The sequence below is a fragment of the Clostridium tanneri genome (assembly GCF_033659955.1).
Classification (GTDB): Bacteria; Bacillota; Clostridia; order Clostridiales; family Clostridiaceae; genus Clostridium_AM; species Clostridium_AM tanneri.
The window spans coordinates 1-19,808 of the sequence record NZ_JARUJP010000005.1 but is presented as its reverse complement, the minus strand read 5'-3'; the positions used below and the strand labels follow the sequence as shown (position 1 = coordinate 19,808).

The 19,808-nt window shown below is 32.1% G+C and carries 23 protein-coding genes and 1 pseudogene; 3 read left to right on the top strand and 21 right to left on the bottom strand.

Features of this window, described 5'->3' with window-relative positions; genetic code table 11:
- Window positions 1–99 precede the first annotated feature (99 nt).
- The 3 genes from P8V03_RS05585 to P8V03_RS05575 form a co-directional block, all read right to left on the bottom strand.
- Window positions 100–336 (bottom strand): Veg family protein, encoded by a 237-nt coding sequence (locus P8V03_RS05585; protein ID WP_261670471.1) that lies wholly within the window; start codon window positions 334–336, stop codon window positions 100–102.
- 201 nt (window positions 337–537) lie between these two features.
- Entirely contained in the window at window positions 538–1,398 is an 861-nt protein-coding gene (gene yabG, locus P8V03_RS05580) for a sporulation peptidase YabG (RefSeq protein ID WP_261670470.1), read from the bottom strand.
- 159 nt (window positions 1,399–1,557) lie between these two features.
- On the bottom strand, window positions 1,558–2,574 hold the full coding sequence (locus P8V03_RS05575) for a CotS family spore coat protein (RefSeq protein ID WP_261670469.1): 1,017 nt from the start codon (window positions 2,572–2,574) through the stop codon (window positions 1,558–1,560).
- A 115-nt stretch (window positions 2,575–2,689) separates the two neighbouring features.
- Here P8V03_RS05575 and P8V03_RS05570 point away from each other — a divergent pair, with 115 nt between their 5' ends.
- Window positions 2,690–3,814, top strand: a complete 1,125-nt coding sequence (locus P8V03_RS05570) for a glycosyltransferase family 4 protein (protein ID WP_318797137.1) — start codon at window positions 2,690–2,692, stop codon at window positions 3,812–3,814.
- A gap of 129 nt (window positions 3,815–3,943) precedes the next feature.
- Complete coding sequence (locus P8V03_RS05565) at window positions 3,944–4,435, top strand: YajQ family cyclic di-GMP-binding protein (RefSeq protein ID WP_261670467.1); 492 nt, start codon at window positions 3,944–3,946, stop codon at window positions 4,433–4,435.
- Between the two features lie 65 nt (window positions 4,436–4,500).
- Here the strand turns inward: P8V03_RS05565 and P8V03_RS05560 are convergent, their stop codons facing one another.
- Genes P8V03_RS05560 through P8V03_RS05545 form a run of 4 tightly spaced genes read right to left on the bottom strand, consistent with a single transcriptional unit; the run spans window position 4,501 to window position 7,528 of the window.
- Window positions 4,501–5,514: a CotS family spore coat protein gene (locus tag P8V03_RS05560; protein WP_318797135.1), complete on the bottom strand. Its 1,014-nt coding sequence runs from the start codon at window positions 5,512–5,514 to the stop codon at window positions 4,501–4,503.
- Between the two features lie 12 nt (window positions 5,515–5,526).
- Window positions 5,527–6,288, bottom strand: a complete 762-nt coding sequence (locus P8V03_RS05555) for a spore coat protein (RefSeq protein WP_318797133.1) — start codon at window positions 6,286–6,288, stop codon at window positions 5,527–5,529.
- A gap of 22 nt (window positions 6,289–6,310) precedes the next feature.
- Window positions 6,311–6,496: a hypothetical protein gene (locus tag P8V03_RS05550; protein WP_261670464.1), complete on the bottom strand. Its 186-nt coding sequence runs from the start codon at window positions 6,494–6,496 to the stop codon at window positions 6,311–6,313.
- Between the two features lie 24 nt (window positions 6,497–6,520).
- Entirely contained in the window at window positions 6,521–7,528 is a 1,008-nt protein-coding gene (locus P8V03_RS05545) for a CotS family spore coat protein (protein ID WP_261670463.1), read from the bottom strand.
- A 181-nt stretch (window positions 7,529–7,709) separates the two neighbouring features.
- On the opposite strand from P8V03_RS05545, the gene P8V03_RS05540 reads away from it, so the two are divergent.
- Window positions 7,710–8,831, top strand: coding sequence for a glycosyltransferase family 4 protein (locus P8V03_RS05540; protein ID WP_318797131.1), 1,122 nt, complete (start codon window positions 7,710–7,712; stop codon window positions 8,829–8,831).
- Window positions 8,832–8,959: 128 nt separating this feature from the next.
- Here P8V03_RS05540 and P8V03_RS05535 read toward each other — a convergent pair whose 3' ends face one another.
- From P8V03_RS05535 to P8V03_RS05470, 14 genes and pseudogenes are all read right to left on the bottom strand, one after another.
- Window positions 8,960–10,243 carry an ABC transporter substrate-binding protein gene (locus P8V03_RS05535; protein ID WP_318797129.1) on the bottom strand — a complete coding sequence of 428 codons (1,284 nt, stop codon included), beginning with the start codon at window positions 10,241–10,243 and terminating at the stop codon, window positions 8,960–8,962.
- Between the two features lie 17 nt (window positions 10,244–10,260).
- Window positions 10,261–11,007: a nickel pincer cofactor biosynthesis protein LarB gene (larB, locus tag P8V03_RS05530; protein ID WP_261670460.1), complete on the bottom strand. Its 747-nt coding sequence runs from the start codon at window positions 11,005–11,007 to the stop codon at window positions 10,261–10,263.
- Between the two features lie 18 nt (window positions 11,008–11,025).
- Window positions 11,026–11,820, bottom strand: a complete 795-nt coding sequence (larE, locus tag P8V03_RS05525) for an ATP-dependent sacrificial sulfur transferase LarE (RefSeq protein WP_318797126.1) — start codon at window positions 11,818–11,820, stop codon at window positions 11,026–11,028.
- 84 nt (window positions 11,821–11,904) lie between these two features.
- The gene (gene larC / locus P8V03_RS05520) at window positions 11,905–13,218 is read right to left on the bottom strand and encodes a nickel pincer cofactor biosynthesis protein LarC (protein ID WP_318797124.1); all 1,314 of its coding nucleotides are present in this window, start codon (window positions 13,216–13,218) and stop codon (window positions 11,905–11,907) included.
- A gap of 13 nt (window positions 13,219–13,231) precedes the next feature.
- A complete protein-coding gene (locus tag P8V03_RS05515) occupies window positions 13,232–14,116 on the bottom strand; it encodes a DMT family transporter (RefSeq protein WP_318797123.1) in 885 nt (294 codons plus the stop codon).
- 133 nt (window positions 14,117–14,249) lie between these two features.
- Complete coding sequence (locus tag P8V03_RS05510; RefSeq protein WP_318797121.1) at window positions 14,250–15,317, bottom strand: mannose-1-phosphate guanylyltransferase; 1,068 nt, start codon at window positions 15,315–15,317, stop codon at window positions 14,250–14,252.
- A 23-nt stretch (window positions 15,318–15,340) separates the two neighbouring features.
- Window positions 15,341–15,619: a GIY-YIG nuclease family protein gene (locus tag P8V03_RS05505; RefSeq protein WP_261670455.1), complete on the bottom strand. Its 279-nt coding sequence runs from the start codon at window positions 15,617–15,619 to the stop codon at window positions 15,341–15,343.
- Window positions 15,620–15,639: 20 nt separating this feature from the next.
- Window positions 15,640–16,251 carry a DNA-3-methyladenine glycosylase gene (locus P8V03_RS05500; protein WP_318797117.1) on the bottom strand — a complete coding sequence of 204 codons (612 nt, stop codon included), beginning with the start codon at window positions 16,249–16,251 and terminating at the stop codon, window positions 15,640–15,642.
- A gap of 171 nt (window positions 16,252–16,422) precedes the next feature.
- Complete coding sequence (locus tag P8V03_RS05495) at window positions 16,423–16,557, bottom strand: hypothetical protein (protein ID WP_318797115.1); 135 nt, start codon at window positions 16,555–16,557, stop codon at window positions 16,423–16,425.
- Window positions 16,558–16,690: 133 nt separating this feature from the next.
- On the bottom strand, window positions 16,691–16,825 hold the full coding sequence (locus P8V03_RS05490; protein WP_261670452.1) for a hypothetical protein: 135 nt from the start codon (window positions 16,823–16,825) through the stop codon (window positions 16,691–16,693).
- A 155-nt stretch (window positions 16,826–16,980) separates the two neighbouring features.
- A complete protein-coding gene (locus tag P8V03_RS05485; protein ID WP_318797113.1) occupies window positions 16,981–17,856 on the bottom strand; it encodes a TSUP family transporter in 876 nt (291 codons plus the stop codon).
- Window positions 17,857–17,966: 110 nt separating this feature from the next.
- Complete coding sequence (locus P8V03_RS05480) at window positions 17,967–18,974, bottom strand: proline racemase (protein WP_261670450.1); 1,008 nt, start codon at window positions 18,972–18,974, stop codon at window positions 17,967–17,969.
- A 3-nt stretch (window positions 18,975–18,977) separates the two neighbouring features.
- A complete protein-coding gene (locus tag P8V03_RS05475) occupies window positions 18,978–19,448 on the bottom strand; it encodes a glycine/sarcosine/betaine reductase component B subunit (RefSeq protein WP_261670449.1) in 471 nt (156 codons plus the stop codon).
- A gap of 23 nt (window positions 19,449–19,471) precedes the next feature.
- Window positions 19,472–19,808: pseudogene (locus tag P8V03_RS05470) on the bottom strand (proline reductase cluster protein PrdD); the annotation flags it as partial.

Here is a 19,808-nt window from a genome sequence, read left to right as displayed (position 1 = left end):
AATTCTCAATACCCTTTTATACCATAGTTGAAAGATGGATAACCCACCATCTTTCTTTTTATTTGCATAAAAAAATCGGTACTAAATTTTAGTACCGATTTATACAGCAAAAACTAATTGAACTGTCTTAGTTAAAACATCTGAGTAACTGTAAGTGACTTTCCTTTGGGTGTCATTTTCTAATCTAATTACAAATATACTAGGATAAGCTTTTTCTATAATTCCCTTATTTACTAAAACTTTTCTTCTCCCGCTATTTGCCTTTAATGTTACAGTATCGCCTACATGATCTTCAATATTTTTTCTTATTGAAGCCAATACATTTTTCTTTTCCACATTAAACACCCTCTTTCCACATTTCATATTATATATCCAAATATATATAATGTCAAATAAACTTTATATTGTATCAGTTAACAATTTGTTTTGTCAATATTAATTTTTTGTAAACAGCCTCGTTTTTTTTTATTTTACCTACTTTTGATATTATTACCTCAACTTTGCTTATATATGCAACTAATTTTGAAATAGGTTAATTTATATATATGGCGACTTCGGAAATCCTTCACGATATTTTCCTCTAGTCTGCAATCCACCTATACCTCTAGTACCAGTTATAGTATTTTCCAGTCCCTCCTGAATAGATACTACCTTCTCTATATTGGTATAAGCTATTTTTTCACATAAAAATACTGGATCTAGGCAATGTATTAATATTCTGCTTGGCGAACTAGCAAAATTGGCTCCAGCATCCAGTATAGCTTCATAACAAGATTGACAGGCTCCAGCAAATATTACTAAATCATCATAATTAGATTCATAGTTCCTAAGTTCCGATACTGCTTCCACAAAATACTTAGAATTTTTATAGTTATCAATATTTGTGAATTCCCTTGTTCCTTTAGAGATTGCATCATGTCCAGTAATTACTACTATGTCTGGTTTTACCTGCTTTACTAGTTCTAGTATAACCTTAGGCTGTTCTTTTTCTGCAACGGTTTTTCCTACTACATCCAACATTAATTGTTTATATACTTTAAGGCATACATCCAAATATTCAGGATCTCCATCTACATGGAGTATCTTTCCAGGGCGCCCAAAGGTAAGTTCATTACTTATGGGCATCTTTTCTATTCTATGCTCTGTTCGAAATCCACCTCTACTTAGTAAAACATTTCTTATTGAACTATTCACCTGCCTACTAAATATCTTTTCATTTTCCGTTAAGGAATCCTCTGGCACTGTCTCCAAGTCTTCCTCTGGAGAATCTGCTACAATCCTTAGATTTATTCCTTTTAATGAATAAATAATACCACTATCAGTATCTTTAATATCTATAACTTTGAAGGTAATATCTTTTCCATAAGACTTTCTTACTACTATATCTCCTATCTTCATCGTACTACACTCCATATTCAAACTCATAATAGATATAATATGTCCTTTTATATATTTGGTGAATATATTTTGATGATAAAATTATTATCAAAGTTAAACTTAATTAAAAATAGACATAAAGCACTGATAAAAACTAGTGCTTATATGTCTATTTTTAATTTACACAAAACCTTCCTCTTTTTGATTATACAATTCCTTAAACTCTTGTATGAATTTAGTATATTTTTCTTGTTCAGAAATTAACTCCTCCAACTTATTATTAAAGGTATTTAATGACCAATTCACCTCATTATAATAATATCTATTGGCAAGTCTCCAAAAGCGCTGAGGAAATAGTAGGAATGCAAATAGTACCCTGTATTCCTCTTCCTTTAAAGGACTAACTTCATTATACGAATTGATTATAAGCTCTGCTTCTTCTATATTCCAGTCAACACGCTTCAGAACCTTAATGATGAAGGCAGAAATATCGTATGCTCTTATCTCTCTTTTGCAGTAGTCAAAATCTATTACATTAACATCATCCTTTTTATCTATTATTATATTGTGGTATGTGAAGTCATGGTGACAAAATCCCTTTTCCTCTTCTGCAATACTACAAAGATCGTTATACTTAGAATCTGATAATACATTTATAGCCCTTTTACCAAAATCTTTATAAAATTGCATTGTTTTTATATAATTCAAATCAAAATTACCTTTAGTACTCTTTTTTCGTCCCATATCTCTCATTTTATCAAAGGATCTTACTCTTTTTTCCATTAAGTTTGGCCATCTTCCTAGGTCTGTCTTTAATTTACTATTTTCAGGTGGCTCATAACCTTTAGAAGCCAAATGGAGATAAGCTAAAGCTTTTGCAGCCTTTACTAAGTCCTCTCTATTTCTGAAGTCACACTCTCTTCCATCAAGCCATTCTGAAAGGGTGTATATATCTTCATTTACCAGTGCATAAGGATTTCCATCTACATTTAAACAATATCTATCCACCTTTGTAAAACCACTTTTTATTAGATGTTCCTTGGCCCCATATACAAATAAAAGTTTTTGTGTTCCATAATTTATCTTCTTTAAACATTTAGTTCCTTTGTCAGTTTTTAAAAGATATACTCCCTTATTTGGCTTGATACTCTCAATTTTGATGTCAAATTGTCTTTCTATTTCAAATTCTCTCATCATGTTAATCACCCCTATATAATTTATATGAATAACCTATTAACTTTAGAAGATTAATAACACTTTTGAAACAAGTTTAATATAATAAAATATAATAAAGTTTGAAAGGAATAGTCTTATGAAAATAGGAATTGACGGTAGAGCAGCCAAATGGTATAGAGGGACAGGAATAGGTACTTATACTTATCAATTAATTAATTGTTTAAATAGAATTGATACCATAAACAAATACCTGCTTTTTATGCCTGAAAACTGTAAACATGACATGTCTTTGAAAGGAAACTTTTATTTAAATAATATTACTGAGGGCAGTTCATCAAGTTTTTGGGATGAAGTAAACATACCCAATATATTAAAAGATAAAAACATACAACTTTACCACGTACCTCAAAACGGGGTTGGTCTGCCTATAGATAAGAATTGCCGATTTGTAATTACCCTTCATGATATAATCCCATATAAAATGCCTGAAACTGTTAGCGATAGATATTTAGAGATTTTTTCAAAGGAAATCCCTAAAATTGTATCTAATTGTGATGGAATAATAACAGTATCCAATTACTCGAAAAAAGATATAATTGAAGCTTTTAATTTTCCTGAGAATAAAGTGTATGTTACTCATCTAGCTAGTGAAGATATATATAAACCCTTAGACAAAACTGTAAGTAAGTATATAGCTAAAAGATACTATTCCATAGATGGAGACTTTATTCTATACGTTGGCGGGTTTAGCCCAAGAAAAAATATAATTGGCCTTATAGAAAGCTTTAGTAAGCTTATTTCTACTTATAAAAAAGATATAAAGCTTGTAATAGCAGGAAAAAAGGGCAAGTCCTATGATATTTATAAATCCCGAGCTGATGAGCTTCATATTTCAGATAAGGTGCTATTTCCAGGTTTTATCTCCATAGAGCATTTACCATATATATATAATGCCTCTAAGTTATTTGTGTATCCTTCTTTTTATGAGGGTTTTGGTCTTCCTCCAATTGAGGCAATGTCCTGCGGAGTACCTGTTATAGCTTCCAATATTACATCAGTTCCTGAGGTAGTTGGTGATGGCGGCTTGCTTATCAACCCTAAGGATATTGATAATTTATGTAATGCCATGTTTAGAATCTTATCTGATGACCTACTTCGGGAAAAACTAATCTCAGCGGGATTAACTAAAGCTTCAGGATTAAGTTGGGAAAAAACTGCAAAAGATACTATAGGAATTTATAATAAGATAATTAAAGGGTAATGTTAAACGGGGCATGTTAACGCTATATATTAGCCTGCCCTCTATTTACTCCTTTGTAGTATTTAATGTATAATATGTTATATGAAATTTAATCCTTTTCTAGAATCTTTATGAAGGGTGGTACATATAATGGCAAAGGATAGCTCATTTGATATTGTTTCAGAGGTTGATATGCAGGAAATGGATAATGCAGTTAACCAAGCAATGAAGGAAATTAGCCAACGTTATGACTTCAAAGGAAGCAGTGCTCAAATAGTACTAGAGAAAGATTCTCTAAAATTGAATGCTGAGGATGACTACAAAATTAAAGCTATGGTAGATATTCTTAAGGGAAAGATGATTAAAAGAAATATATCTACAAAATGTCTAAACCCAGGAAAAATAGATAATGCCTCTGGCGGCAACTTAAAACAAAACATTGAAATCCAAAAAGGTTTGAGCAAAGAAAAAGCTAAAGAAGTTGCTTCATACATAAAGGATCTAAAGCTTAAAGTTCAGGCCCAAATCATGGATGACAAGGTTCGTGTATCTGCGCCAAAAAAGGATGATTTACAAATAGTAATTCAAAACCTTAAATCAAAGGATTTTGATATCGACCTACAATTCATAAATTTAAGATAGCTAGGTCCTTATAAAAAAATCTGCTCTATACAAACGAGAGCAGATTTTTCCATATATTACTTAACTCATATTATTTTAAACTTATCTAGGAATTCTTCTCTATCCTCTTTATAGCTAGATTTTCTTTTTAGCCTATCTAAGAACACTTCTTCATCCCAGTCTTTTCTCTTTGCATAATAGTCTCTTGATATACTGTAGAAGTCCTCTGGAAATGCTAACATCGCTTTTAGTACTTCTATCTCCCTTTTACTTAATGTATTTTTAACGCAGTAATTTTCTATTATACTATTTGCCTTATCAACATCAAAGGCAAAGTTCTTTATGACTTTGTTTATGAAATTACATAAATCATGTACCTTTAGGTCTATAATAGCATAATCAAAGTCTATAAAATAAGCTTCACCGTCATTTATCAATATGTTATGATATGCTAAGTCATGGTGACAAACTACAATCTTGTCTTCCTCACTACAAAGTTTATAGTAACAAGATTTTTCAAGCATATCTGCACTTGCTTTAATTTGATTAATATAATAGTCCACATTCTTTAAAAATATTTCATCAAATTCAGTTTTATTTTCATGAATAGAAGCTATATTTTTAAAAAACTCCATCTCCTGAACTCTTCTTTTAAAAGTATCTATTAATTTTCCATTATTATATTTTGTATATAAACTAGTTTTAAATCCTTCTGATGCATTATGAAGTTCTCCTAGCCCCCTTGCAGCAATGGTTAAATCTACAGGATTACTAAAGTTACATTCTTTTCCTTGTACTACATCCATAACGCAATACATATTTCCATCCCAAATAGTGTATATTTCACCGTCTGCACCTTTTACAAAATCAACAATTCTTGAAAACTTGTTTCTTATATAATCCAGTATACTATATATAAACTTTAACTCTTCCTTAGTATATTCAACTTTTTTTAATATCTTTTCACCTCTATCTGTAGATGCCATATATACACCTCTAATAGGCATTACATCATATACCTTTAAGTTAAATTTATCGAACAACTCTACGCATAGGTCGTATTTAGTTAGATACTTTCTTTCACTATACCTCGGAAACATTTTTCCACCTCCTTAAATTAAACTGTTCCCATCTGCCACCATAGCCTTTTTTAACTTTAAAACATATTCATCTTCTGTCCAGCTTTTACTTTTTTCTCTATACCTATTACAACATTTCATGAATTCATAAGGATAAGATATAAGGGATATTATAAATAGTTCACTATCCTTCTCTAAGGATTCTAAATAGCAAAACTCCTTTACTAATTCACCAAAATTTAATTCTATTCCCTTTCGCCTAATCTTTCCTAGCAAGTGCACTAAATCCATCTCAACCATATCGTAGCAGCAATCTTTTATATTTCTTATTTCTATAAAATCTTCTCTTCTTAAGTTGTTAAAAGATGTGTCTCCAATGCACATCTCAGATCTCTTCATACTCCTCATTATAAGACCTATATAATTATTTATATATATAGTATCAATAACTTTTCTAGCCCTTGTTAAGTAAATATCTCCTTTATCTAATAAAATTTTTTCAAATTCATTAACCGGTGTCTTTTTAGACAAATTGTCTAAGTCCTTACTTAGTCTTTTTATATATATCTTATACTGCTCTACAGTCTTCCCAATATTGTTATCAAGTCTTTTATTCATTACTTCCATATATCCTAGGGTATTTGAGTGAAATTCAGTAATATTTAGGATTTGCTCTTTTACCATACCTGCTGTTAAATTTTCATACTGTATTTGATCCTTAAACTCATCTATCTTCTTAATGCCTTTACTTTCTAGATACTTTATAAAACATAATGTAAGGTTGTCGCAGTACACTTCAAAACCTCCTCACTAAGTGTTACCTACTCTTTCTTTTCATCTCCTTTAATAATTTCTTTTTCTTCTTTTCTAGCTTCTTTACCTCTTCTTCTCTTTTTTTTATCTTTTTTAACTCCTTCACTGATCTCTTCAAAACTTCCACCTTATCTTCATAGGACTTTAAATTCATTGCTTCTTCTTCCTTTTTCACCTTTTTATGTGACATAATCATACTTCCTTTCATAAATTTTTACTCATACTGTATAAATCTAAACTCATCTAAAAATTCTTGTTTTTCATCTCTATCCGCCTTTATCTTTCTTAACTTTTTCAAGAAAAAGTCCTCACCCCAAGGCTGCTTTTCCCAATAGTATTGAATTCCTACTTGCCAGTAATCCTGAGGGAACTCCATAAATGCAGCCATTATCGGTATATCTTCTTGTTTAACCTTGTTTACTGTACTATAGGCTTCTAAAACAAACAAAGAATTCCCAATACTCCACTTTCCATTCTTCATACGCCTTATAAGTAGGCTTGCTAAGTCATGTAGGTGAGTATCAAGCATACAGTAATCAAAGTCTATAATATTTACCTCGCTATTACTATCTATCAAAACATTGTGGTTTGCATAATCATGGTGGCAAAAACCCCTATTTTCTATTTCAGTCTTCATAACGTCTATATACTTGCTTTCCTTTAAATGCTCTACTGAAGTTTCTGCTCTTTCCAATTCTTCTTCCATCATATTTAAATAGATTTCATCGAATTCAGTTTTCTTTTCCCTTTTATCTATTCTCTTTTTAAAATCTAATATTTCATCTCTTCTTGTGTTGAAAGTCTCTATCCACTTAAACCATCCAATCCTAGGCTTCATATCTTCTGTGAGCCTAAATCCCTTGCTTTTTTTATGAAGTTCAGCTAATTTTGAAGAGGCAATTAATATTTCTACAGGATTATCGTAGTTACATTGTCTAGAATTTATCCAGTTAGTAAGATAGGCATAGTTGCCATATAAATTTATATACTCTAATCCATCCTTAGTTTTTATTATTTCAGGAATGCTTTTAAACTTATTATTTTGGAGATGTTTTATGGCTGATATAATAAATAGGAAATGGCCGAAATTATATTTTATTACTTTTAGACAATATTGGTTATCCTCAGTGTGAACTTTATATACATTTTTTATCTTTTCTATAGAATTAACCTTTAGTTCATAAGCTTGCTCAACTACATTTTGTACCTGTCTTATATCCAAGATCCTTCCTCCAAACTACTGCTATATATGTATTATATGAATTAACTTATATGTGTGTGCTAAATGACACACTTTTAGCGTAATATTAATAATATATAGTAGAGTTTATTTTTTTGTCATAGATATGGTTATGTTGAATTGGGGGTAGGACTCTCAATTTTAGGTGGAGGTAGATATTTTTATGAAAATTGCTATGGATGCGAGAGGTATTAATTGGTATAAAGGAACTGGTATAGGGACTTACACAGATAAAATCCTAAGATATATGATTCAAAATAATAAAGATAATTTTTATCAGATTTACTGGTCTGGAGAAAATTATCAAGATTTTGAAGATGTTAATACAAAGATAGTAATAGCATCTAAAAAACATCACAGATTTTTCGAACAACAATACTTTCCCAGTAATCTAAAAAAGGAAAATGTAGATATATATCACATTCCTCAAAATGGCATAGGCATATCTGAAAGCATCCCTTGTAAGAAAGTAGTAACTATACATGACTTGATTCCTTATATTTTACCTGAGACTGTGGGCAGAGGATACTTATCTAAATTTCTAAGGGAGATGCCTAGAATACTGGAACTTTGCGATGGAGTTATAACAGTGTCAGAATGTTCTAAAAGAGATGTTCTGAAATTCTTCCCTATCGAGGAAGACAAGGTCTTTGTAACACCTTTAGCTGCAGATAGTAAGTATAAACCACTAGATAAAGATAAATGTCAGGAGATATTAAGAGAAGCTTATAATATAACTAAACCTTTTGTGCTTTATATAGGCGGTTTCAGCCCAAGGAAAAATGTATCAGCCTTAATGACTGCCTTTTCTAGTATTCATAAAAACTTAGATGAGGAACACGATCTAGTTATTGTTGGAGCAAACAAAGACGATATCAATATCCTAAAGCAGTTAAGTGTAGACTTGAATATAGAATCTAATGTAATATTTACAGGCTTCGTTCAAGAAGAGCTTCTACCTGTATTTTATAATAGCTGTAACGTATTTGTTTATCCTTCCATATATGAAGGGTTTGGTCTTCCTCCTTTAGAAGCTATGAGTTGCGGAACTCCTGTAATCACTTCTGATATCTCCTCCATACCTGAAGTAGTTGGAGACGGAGGAATCCTTATAGACCCCTTTAATATGAAAAGTATTATGTATTCTCTTGAAGCACTATTAAATGATGAAAGTATAAGAATTGAATTAAGCACTAAAGCTCTAAAGAGAGCCTCTCAATTTTCTTGGTCAAAAACTTCAGAGCAAACTATTGAAGCTTACAAAAATATTTTATACGGAAAATAAATAAAGCCTCCTGACTCTTTTCCGTTCCAAGTCAGGAGGTTTATTTAAATATTAAAATTCCCTATGATTAATCCCTTTACATAGCTATTATATACCAAAGCATAATCTTTGTAAACGTTTATCATAGACTATTTTATTGTAGTTTTATTCTCTAACTCCTTTTGAAGTTGATCCATGATAGACTTTATATCTTTGCTTTTTAAATTTTCTATAGATAAAGCATCCTTTATAGATTCATCTAAAACTTGAAAGTTAGAAACGTATTTTATTCCTTGAGAACCTTTCTCTACACTGCTAAATAGAAACCAAATTTTTTCATTGTAATAGTCATTATTTTTATTGAACTCAACTAAATTATAAATATCTGTTGACACTGGAAAAGCTCCTTGACTATTCATCATTTCTATTTGGGTACGGTTATCTGTTGCAGCGAATTTTACAAATTCCTTTGCTATTTCTAAGTTAGCTGATGACTTATTAATCATGATGTTTAACCCGCCAACAGACACATCTCTATTTCCACCTGCCTCAAAAGCAGGAAGCTTCATTGCCCTCCATTTTCCCTTTTGCTCTGGTAGGTATTGAATTAAGTCAGTAACATAAAGAGGATCTGCTATAAAGGAAATTATTTTATCCTTTTTTATATTTTCTATAATAGAATCCTTGTGAGACAGATCGTAAACTGTTCCTTCTGAATATAGTAGTTTGACCATCTCTAAAGCTTTAATCCATTGCTCAGAGCTTAAATTCAGCTTTCCATCTTTATCAAAATACGATGTATTAAGCTGATTAGCTAGAATATAATACAAATTACTGTTTTCATCTCTTATGTTTGTCATAAGGCTTTTTCCAGTATCTTTACTTATCTTCTTACCTAAGTCTATATAATCTTTCCATGTCTTAATATCATCTAGATTTATACCAAGACTCCCTAAAATATCGCTTCTATAAAGCATAACTTTTGGAGAAGAACTTAAAGGCAATCCATACACTCTATTTTTCAAAGTTAGGTTATCAAACTTACCTGTAGAGATTTTATCTTTTAGATAACTTACATCATCAGTTACATCTAAAAAAGTATCCGGAAACCTATATAATAAATTTTGAACAGACTTATCCTCTACACTTATTACATCTATAGGTCTTTCTTTATTATTCATATACTCTTTGCTAATTTTTTCTGTGGATTTATCCTCTACATCTATATCTATTACCACATTTTTATGAAACTTTTCAAAGTTATCTGCAGCAACCTTCAACTGTTTCTCATATCTTCTATCCGTTAATACTACAATCTTACCCTCTAAAGTCTCTTTATCCTTAGAGGCAGGTCTATTGCTGCTACAAGCGGACATAAAAGTTATTATACTTATTAAAAATAGTACTATTAAAATCTTTATATATCTTCTCATAAACATTCTCCTGATATCTACAACCTATTTATCATACTTGCAAGATATCCAGCTCCGAAGCCATTGTCTATATTTACAACGCTAACGCCACTAGCACAACTATTAAGCATAGTTAGTAGTGCAGACACTCCTCCAAAGCTAGCACCATATCCAACACTAGTAGGTACTCCAATTACTGGTTTATCCACTAATCCCCCTACAACACTTGCTAAGGCCCCTTCCATTCCTGCTGCAACAATAATAACTTTTGCCTCTCTTATTACATCTAATCTATCAAGAAGTCTATGAATTCCAGCTACTCCTACGTCATATATTCTTTCTACCTTAGTTCCAAAAATCTCCGCTGTAATCGCAGCCTCCTCCGCTACTGGTATATCAGAAGTCCCTGCAGTAACTACTGCTATATATGTATCTGAAGTTTTCATATCTTTATTCTTTATAGTTATAACCTTAGCTTCCCGGCTATATTCTGCCTCTGGACATACATCCCTAACTGCCTGAAAAACTTCCTCCGTTGCTCTTGTTCCAAGTATATTACAACCCTTCGTGAGCATAAAGCTTACTATCCCGCTTACCTGCTCTGGAGTTTTTCCCGCACAGTATATTACCTCAGGATATCCAACCCTAAGTTCTCTGTGATTATCTACCTTAGCATATCCTAAATCCTTAAAAGGAAGGTCTTGGAGCTTTTTAATTCCTTCATCTACAGTTAAATTACCGTTTTTTATCTTCTCCAGTAATTCTCTAGTTTCCTTCAAATCCATACTATCACTCTTTTCTAATTATTTATTCAGGCTCCCCATTTTATATCCCTGCAAATCTAAAGTGACATACCTAAATCCTAATTGCTTAAATTCTTCTCCTACTTTATCCATTAACTCTTCACTGATAAAACGAGTTCTATCTTGTCTTTGAACTTCTATCCTAGCTAGATCACCATGACTTCTTACTCTTACTCCCTTAAATCCCTGTTTCATTAAATATACTTCTGCTCTCTCGATTTTTCTCAAATCTTCAATTTTTATTTCTTGATTATAAGGTATTCTCGAGAGGAGACATGCGTAAGCTGGTTTATCCCAAGTTACTAGCCCTAATTCCTTCGAAAACCTTCTAATATTCTCCTTTGATATGTTATTCTCTAAAAGAGGACTTACTACCCCTAGTTCCTTTAACGCCCTCATTCCTGGTCTATAATCCTTAGTATCATCTAAATTTGTTCCATCTACTACATATTTAAATCCTTTATCCTTTTGTAACTCTATAATCTTACTAAAAACAAAGTGTTTACATAGATAACACCTATCTTCAGGATTATTTTTTATAGCATCAAGTATAACAGGTACTTCTACAAGTTCATGTCTTACATTGAGCTCTTTTACTAATTCTTTTGCCTCTTTTACTTCCCATGTTGGAATATATGGTGATACTATAGTAACTGCCAATACCTTATCTCCTAAGGCCTCTTTTGCTGCTTGCATTAAAAAAGTGCTATCTACGCCTCCTGAAAAAGCAATTACAACGCTTTCTAGACCTTGTAGATAACTTATTAACTTTTTATATTTCTCGTCTTTAATCATTTACCCCATCTCCTAACTTATAGTATCTAGCTTTATCCCTATAAAAAACATAAAATACTATATACTCATACTTCACTATAATTTTTATCGATCATTTAAAGCTACTTCACTATAAACGTCATTTATACTAACTTTATTCTCTAATGCAGCCCTTTTACAATCCCCATATTCTGGCTTAGACTTTATTTTCTTGCCCTTATAATAGGCATTCTTTACAGTAATTTCACCATATTTGGTTTTGACCTTTACAAAATCTCTTTTTAAAATATCTCTATGGGCTTTATACTTTCTAATACCTAAAGTGGTAGTTTGGGTTAAAATTATTTCCCTAATTTCTTCACTTTTCTCCTTAGTATAAATAACATTTAATTTCACTGCTGGTCTTCCTTTTTTCATAATTATAGGTGTTAGATAAACATCTAGTGCTCCTTTATTAAAAAGTAATTCCATAATATAGTCGTACATCTCAGGATTCATGTCGTCTATATTACATTCTGTTACCTCTACTTCATCAGCTGTTAGTTCTTGATACTCTGAAGGATCTTCTAATAAATCATTAGAAAACATCTCCTCTTTAATTTCTTCTCCTATATAAACCCTTAAAACATTAGGTATATCTCCAATATCCTTCTGTCCTATTCCATAACCTATTTTATCAATCTTAAAGTTTCTCCTATCTGTAAATTCTTCTACGGCATAAGCTAAAATAGCAGCCCCTGTTGGAGTTGTTGCTTCAAAGGATAAGTTAGACCTTAATGGCACACCTTTTAGTATTTCAACTGTTGCCGGTGCAGGGACCGGCATCACACCATGAGCACACTTTACGAATCCAGAACCTACTTCTACGGTTGAGGCTTTTATTCTATCAATCTTAAGGCAATCAAAACAAATAGCTGCGCCAACAATATCAACTATAGAATCTACTGCACCAACCTCATGAAAATGGACTTCCTTCATGGTTTTACCATGAACTTTCGCCTCTGCTTCTGCAACCTTTTTAAATATTCCTAAACTTATATTTTTGATATTCTCATTTAAGTTGCTTTTTTGTATTATTAGTTCTATATCCTGTAAATTTCTATGATGATGATTATGCTCATGGTTATTATCATTATGACAGTGTTTGTGATTTTCACCACTAATATGATCATGTTCCACATTATGATGATCGTGACTTGAAGCACTATTAGTGTGGCTATGATGCTTTAAAATTACATCTACCTTAGTTCCTGTAATACCTTTTCTGTTATCCTTATCTATCTTTAGTTCGTATTCATCTAAATTTAATTTTGAAAGTTCTTTTATTAAATATTCTTTATCTACTCCAACATCTATTAATGCCCCTAGGTTCATATCTCCACTTATACCGGAGAAACAGTCATAATAAAGTGTTCTCATTTATATCTATCTCCTATACATTAGTTTCAATTTCTACAGCTTTCACCCCATTGTTAGTCTTAATGTTAATTACAATCATCCCTAGTAAAATTAATCCGCAGCCTGTTAAAGTTTTTCCTGTAAGCCTATCCCCAATAAAAGTAGAAAATATAGCACTAAAAACAGGCTCTGCTAAAAATATTATGGCTGCATGGGTAGGACTTGTATATGGCTGCATTTTATTTTGAACTAAGTAAGCTATTATTGTACAAAATATAGCCATAAAGACTATTGAAGCTACTGAACCATAATTGAATACTATATCTAATTTTTCAATTGCACCGGCAGGGATAAGTGCTAATATTCCTACAATTAAGGTTTGAATACAGGTTAATGCTATTATATCTGCATCCTTAACACATTTATCTACAAGTATTATCTGAGCTGCAAAAGCTACAGCACCTAATATTGTAAGAAAGTCTCCAAAATTTATAGTTAAATCTCCATTTATGGATATGACACCAAGACCAATTACGGATAATATAACTCCTATTATAGTCTTTAAATCTGGTATCTTCTTATATAGTAATGCAAGCACTAAAGGTACTATAACAACATTAAGTCCTGTGATAAATCCTGACTTACTTGGTGTTGTGTATAGCATTCCTATTACTTGCAGTGCAGTACCTACAAATATTGACGTTCCAATTAATAGTCCTGCTTTTAAAGTTTCCTTATTCATAGTTTTTAACCGCTTATAAAATATTGCTGCTAGAATTAACCCTGCTAATAAATATCTTAAAGCTATTAGTGAATATGGCGGTACATATTTAAGTATTACACTAGTTATAGGAAAAGTTACTCCCCATATAATTGTAATCAATAACAGGCTTAAATCCGCTTTTAATTCTCTTGTCATTTGATCCCCCCTTTATTAAATCTCTTTTTATATTTTATCATATATAAATATATTATTTAAATTAAATATTGGAAAACTTTATTATCAACAAAAAGACTGCTAACAATCATTTGTTAACAGCCTTCTCATTCAATCATAAATACTTTTCCATATTATCTTGGCTTTTTAACAGATCTACAAGGTACTTTATTTCCTGGTCCTTATTTTTATCCATAACAAGTATAACATCCCCTGCCTCTACTATTATCAAGTCTTTTACTCCGAATGCTATAATCAATTTATCTTTTCCAAATACAGTGCAGCGTTCACTAGACTCTAAAAAGGTACTTCCTGTTACATTATTACCTTCGAAATCTTTCAAAAACCTTCCTAATGCAGTAAACGTCCCTATATCATCCCATAGAAACTCACACTTAATTACATATGCCTTTCTAGTCTTTTGCATAATTCCAAAATCCACAGAAATTCCATCTATTAACTCATATTGTTCTTTGATAGTTTCCGCTTCTCTATCTGTATCCAAGTCATTATATATAGCAAGCATACTCTTGTACATCTTAGGCAAATATTTTTGCATTTCTCTTAAGTAAGTATCTGCTCTCCATATAAACATTCCACTGTTCCATAGATAAGTTCCTTTAAGAACAAGATCCTTAGCTACTTCAAAATTAGGTTTTTCTAAAAATCTTTCTATTTTATAACTTGCGATATCTCCATTAATCCTTTCTCCCATTTCTATATATCCATAGCCAGTTTCTGGTCTCGTAGGTTCAACTCCTATAGTTACAAGTCCTCGTCTTCTTTCCGCAATATCTTTTCCTTGGGAAATTGTATTTAAAAATGCTCTCTCATTCTCTATATAATGATCTGAGGGCAAAATAATCATAGTTGCATTAGCATCCTTCTTTAACAGCTTCATAGCTGAGAGACCTATACAGGTAGCGGTTTCTTTATTCTCTGGCTCTGCAAATATATTGTTTTTAGATATATCTGGCAACTCCTCATATATCCTATCTATATACTCTTCATTAGTCACTACATAAATATTTTCTTTGTTAACTAAAGGCTTTATTCTATCTACTGTATTTCTTAAGAAGCTTTTATTATTTATAATTTTCAAAAACTGTTTTGGATTTTTAGACCTGGAAAGAGGATACAATCTTGTTCCTTTGCCTCCTGCAAGAATTAGTGCATATAACAATAAGCCTCACTCCTAAAATTGCTTTACTGTATAATATGTATTTTGTTATCCACTTGTGAAAAATTCTTGCAAATTAGTTGAATTTTTTCTTTCCTTGTTAACTGTTTTATAGCATATTCTCTTCTCATAGCTTCACACTTTGTTTCATATTCCTCATAATACACTAATTCAACAGGTAATCTAGCCCTTGTATATCTAGCCCCTCTTCCAGCATTATGTACCTTTAACCTTTTCTCTAAATCCTTTGTATATCCTGTATATAGTGTTCCATCACTGCACTTTAAAATATAGACATAATTCATCTTCCCATCCCCTAATAGAATTACTTTACTGATACATATTTATTATCTTGTACATAAAATCTTAAAGGAAAATCCTTTGCTTCCTCTGCATAATCTATTCCAATACGTTTTGAAGTTACTATACTGAAATCTTCTTTTTCTCCCTCTTCTATATACAACCTGCTGCCACATAAATCCTCTCCATTTTGCTCCTTATTTATTAATAGGGCGTTGCATAGCTTTCCTGGACCATTAGTTAAGTTTTTTATCTGGGTTTTAGTAAGCTCATCATAAGATTTTTTAAACCTATTTTCCGCCATTAGCTCGATACCCTCTAATGGTTCTAAACCTCTTACTAAAACTGCTTGAGGAGTTCCCTCTTCTCTAGTAACCACATTAAAACAATAATACATACCATATATTATAAAAACATAAGAAACTCCTGGTTTCCCATACATGACCTCAACCCTAGGTGTTTTCCTCCCTCCATAAGAGTGAGCTGCTTTGTCGGTGACTCCCAAATAAGCTTCTGTTTCAACAATTTTACCAGAAATCCTCTGTCCATTAAATTCATGAACTAATATTTTTCCTAGAAGTTCTTTTGCTACAATCCCTGTATCTCTGTTGTAGAAGTCTCTATCCAACTTTTTCATTAGCTATATCTCCTTACCGTTAGACATTTATCTAAATTATATCATTATTAAAAAGTTATTTGTTTACACTGATTGGTAAAACTTTGTATAAAAATAAAACCCACACTTAATGTGGATTTTATTCTTATATTTTAAATCTATAAATAGATAATTTCTATTTATAGTTATAAACTAGTCATAGGATTTCACTATTTGTTTTCCCGTTCTTATAGCTTTAGCTTCTTGTGGTCCTACAGCCTTTGAGCCAGGCTTATTGTTTTTAGTTTTAAAAGCATGCTGTATATCCATTCCTTCTTGTTTATTCACTATAGCTTACCCCTTTCTTTGTCTTTTTTCATCTTTTTGCTGACTGTTGCTACTTTGTGTTCGTTTTGAACCTATATTTACACCTTGAGCATTTATATCTGATTTCTTTCCAGTACTCATATTCCCACTTCCTTTAGTATATTGGTTTTCCATCAAAGTTCTCAAACTTTGGAGGATTCTTAGTATTCTTTTTATTTCCTGAAGGTCTATTCATATCATTTCTTTTATTTTCTCTATTACTTGCTTTATGATGTATTCTATCAGTCATTTTCATCTCCCCTTTCTAAAATTAGTTTTTCCACTGAAAGGGCTTTTATTCTGTCCACATAAGACCAACTATAGTACGTTATAGTTAAAGAGGTTAAATTTTAATAAAAAAGATACCCCTGCAATTTTAAATTACAGAGGTATCTTAATTATTTATTATGCTGCAGCCTGTTTAGCTTTGTTAGCTGATTTAAACATCATTGTTGAAGTATAGATGATAACTACTATTACTAACCACTTTAATACATTTAAAGGTAGCTCTTTAACTATATATGCAGCTATGAAAACTCCTATAGTACCAAATATAGTTATTGCCATAGAAGCTTTTCTATCATAAGCTCCTTCTTTAACGAACTTAGCTGATGCTGCTGGCATTAAGAATGCACAAGAACCCATCATTATAGGGAACGCAATCTTAGGGCTCATTCCAAGTGCGAATACAAGTGCCATACATGGAGCATATAGTCCTATTCCTAGTGTCATAAGCGCTCCTAGGATAAAGTTAGCAACTACTGCTATTACAAGTTTTCCACCTGTAAGTCCTATAGCATCTCCACCTGGAGGCATTAAGTTTAATTGTTGTGCAAGCATTGTTAAAGCAACTAAAAGTAATGCAATTCCCATTCCAAGCTGTATTTTCTTCTCATCAAGTTTAGATACAATTCCAGCTCCCACTACAGCACCTACTGTTGCTGCCGCAAGCATTGAGAACAATGTTACTGGATCAACCTTTATAACTGTTATAAATATAAGTGCTTCAATCGCAACTGGTATAGTACAGGAAGCATTAAGAGTTCCTGGTATTGTTCTATCCTCTGAAAGCTTAAAAAACTTTAACAAAGCTGTTGTTGGAGCAAAGCTTCCTATTCCTAGAGTATCAAGGAAATTTGTAACAAATCCTACTGCGCCAAGTGCTAAAAAGTTTGACTTTTCTAGTCTTCCTTCTTTTGCGGCCTTTGCATAATCCGTAAAAAACACAAATGCAAAGTATGCTACTAAAAGTAGAAGTAATCCAAATACTATCTTTACCATTGTATATCCTCCCTTTTGCCTTTTGTTTAAATTTTTTTAATTTTTTATTAAATCTTTGTTAATAATATATCATGATATTAAACTGTAATCAATAGGCCAGTTTAAGGTAATTACTTTAGTATAAATCCATGTTTAACAGGATCTTCAGGATCTATAAAGAATTGATTGTGTCCTGTTATATATGCTGCTCCTGTTATTTCAGGAATTATTGCATCAAAATCTCCAACTTTAGTTTCTTCAAGTACTCTTCCTTTGAATTTTGTTTGTATTATACTTTCATATATAAAGTCTTCGTTCATCTTTAGTTCGCCTTTTGCGTATAAAGTAGCTATTTTAGCACTTGTTCCTGTTCCACATGGCGATCTGTCTAATTGTCCTTGACCAAATACAACTGCGTTTTGCATTGTTGCATCTTCGCTCTTAGCTGGTCCATAAATCTCACATAAGTCTACTGTCTTTATATGTGGAAGTGTTGGATGTTGTATTTCAACTTGCTCATTTACAGCCTTTATAACGTCCATTCCTAGTTCTATTATCTTTTGAGCATTTGCTGGTGATATATCTATTCCTAACTTTTCTGCCTTAACTATTGCGAAGAAGCTTCCTCCAAAGGATATATCCATTGTTACTTTTCCTACGTTAGGTACATCTACTTCTACATCTCTCTTATATAAGAAAGCTGGTACGTTTATTATGGAAACTTCCTTTGCCTTTCCATCTTCAACCTTTACACTAGCTTTTACAAGTCCTGCTGGTGCTTCTAATGTAAGATTTGTTACAGGCTCTGTTACTGGTACCATTCCTGTTTCCACTGCTACAGTCGCTGCTCCTATTGAACCATGACCACACATATTTAAGTATCCGCCGCCGTCCATGAATATTATTCCTAAGTCAGCTTCATCTGTAGTTGGCTGAGTTATTATTGAACCGAACATATCATTGTGTCCTCTTGGCTCAAGCATTATAGCTGTTCTTACCCAGTCTAAATTTTCTTCTAAGTAAGCCTTCTTCTCAGGCATAGTTTTTCCTGGAATATTTGGAACTCCTCCCACTACTATTCTTGTTGGCTCTCCCATTGTATGTGAATCAATCGCAAATATTGTTTTTGAACTTTTCATTTTTTAGTCCTCCCTTTTTCTCATTTTTAATTTTAAGAAAGCTAAAGCTTTTTTAGCATCTAGTTCCACTACGTTATTTTCTCCTACAACCTCAGTCTCAATTCCCTCTATCGACTTGTTAAAATCAACTATGGTGTCCATATATTGGTTAGTAACTACAAATTGTGCTTGTGTCCCAACAAAGCTCATTCCTACTACTGGAATTCCCCTTTTTCCTATTTCCTCTAGGGCAGTAGCAAAGTCTATATTACTATTTCCCCAGCCATCAATAGATACTATTGCTCCATCAGCTCTCATAGCTTCTATCCAAGCTGCAGCCCTTTGAGCTGAAAACACCTTGTCTTCATTTTCTTGAGGAGTTCCTGATACTATAATTCCTAAAAGGTCTACATCTCCATCATTAGATACCACATTAAGAAGAGGATCTCTAAAATGATGCAGGGTAGTTTCCTTTGTAGACGGCCCAATTCCCACATTAATCACCTCTGATTCATAGCTTAGTGCATAGCTCTTAATGCTCCATCTCTATACTCGTTTGGACTTACTATCATAGGTACATTTCCCATATCTATAATAGATCTACAGCCTGAGAATCCACCTGGTTCTCTGCCAAACAATCCTGTATCATACATAGCTCCTTGACCTGCAACCTGTTTTAAGATTACTACCTTTTTCTTTCCTGGTTTAACCTTATCGAAATATTCATACTTTTCGTCGCATAGTCTTCCATTTACTTTTTTAAGATAGTCTCTAATTTCTTGAATTATTCTGTCAGAAACTTCGTGAGCTGCCATAGGACCAGGTCTGCTGGTACCTTTTCCAGACTTTAGTGTA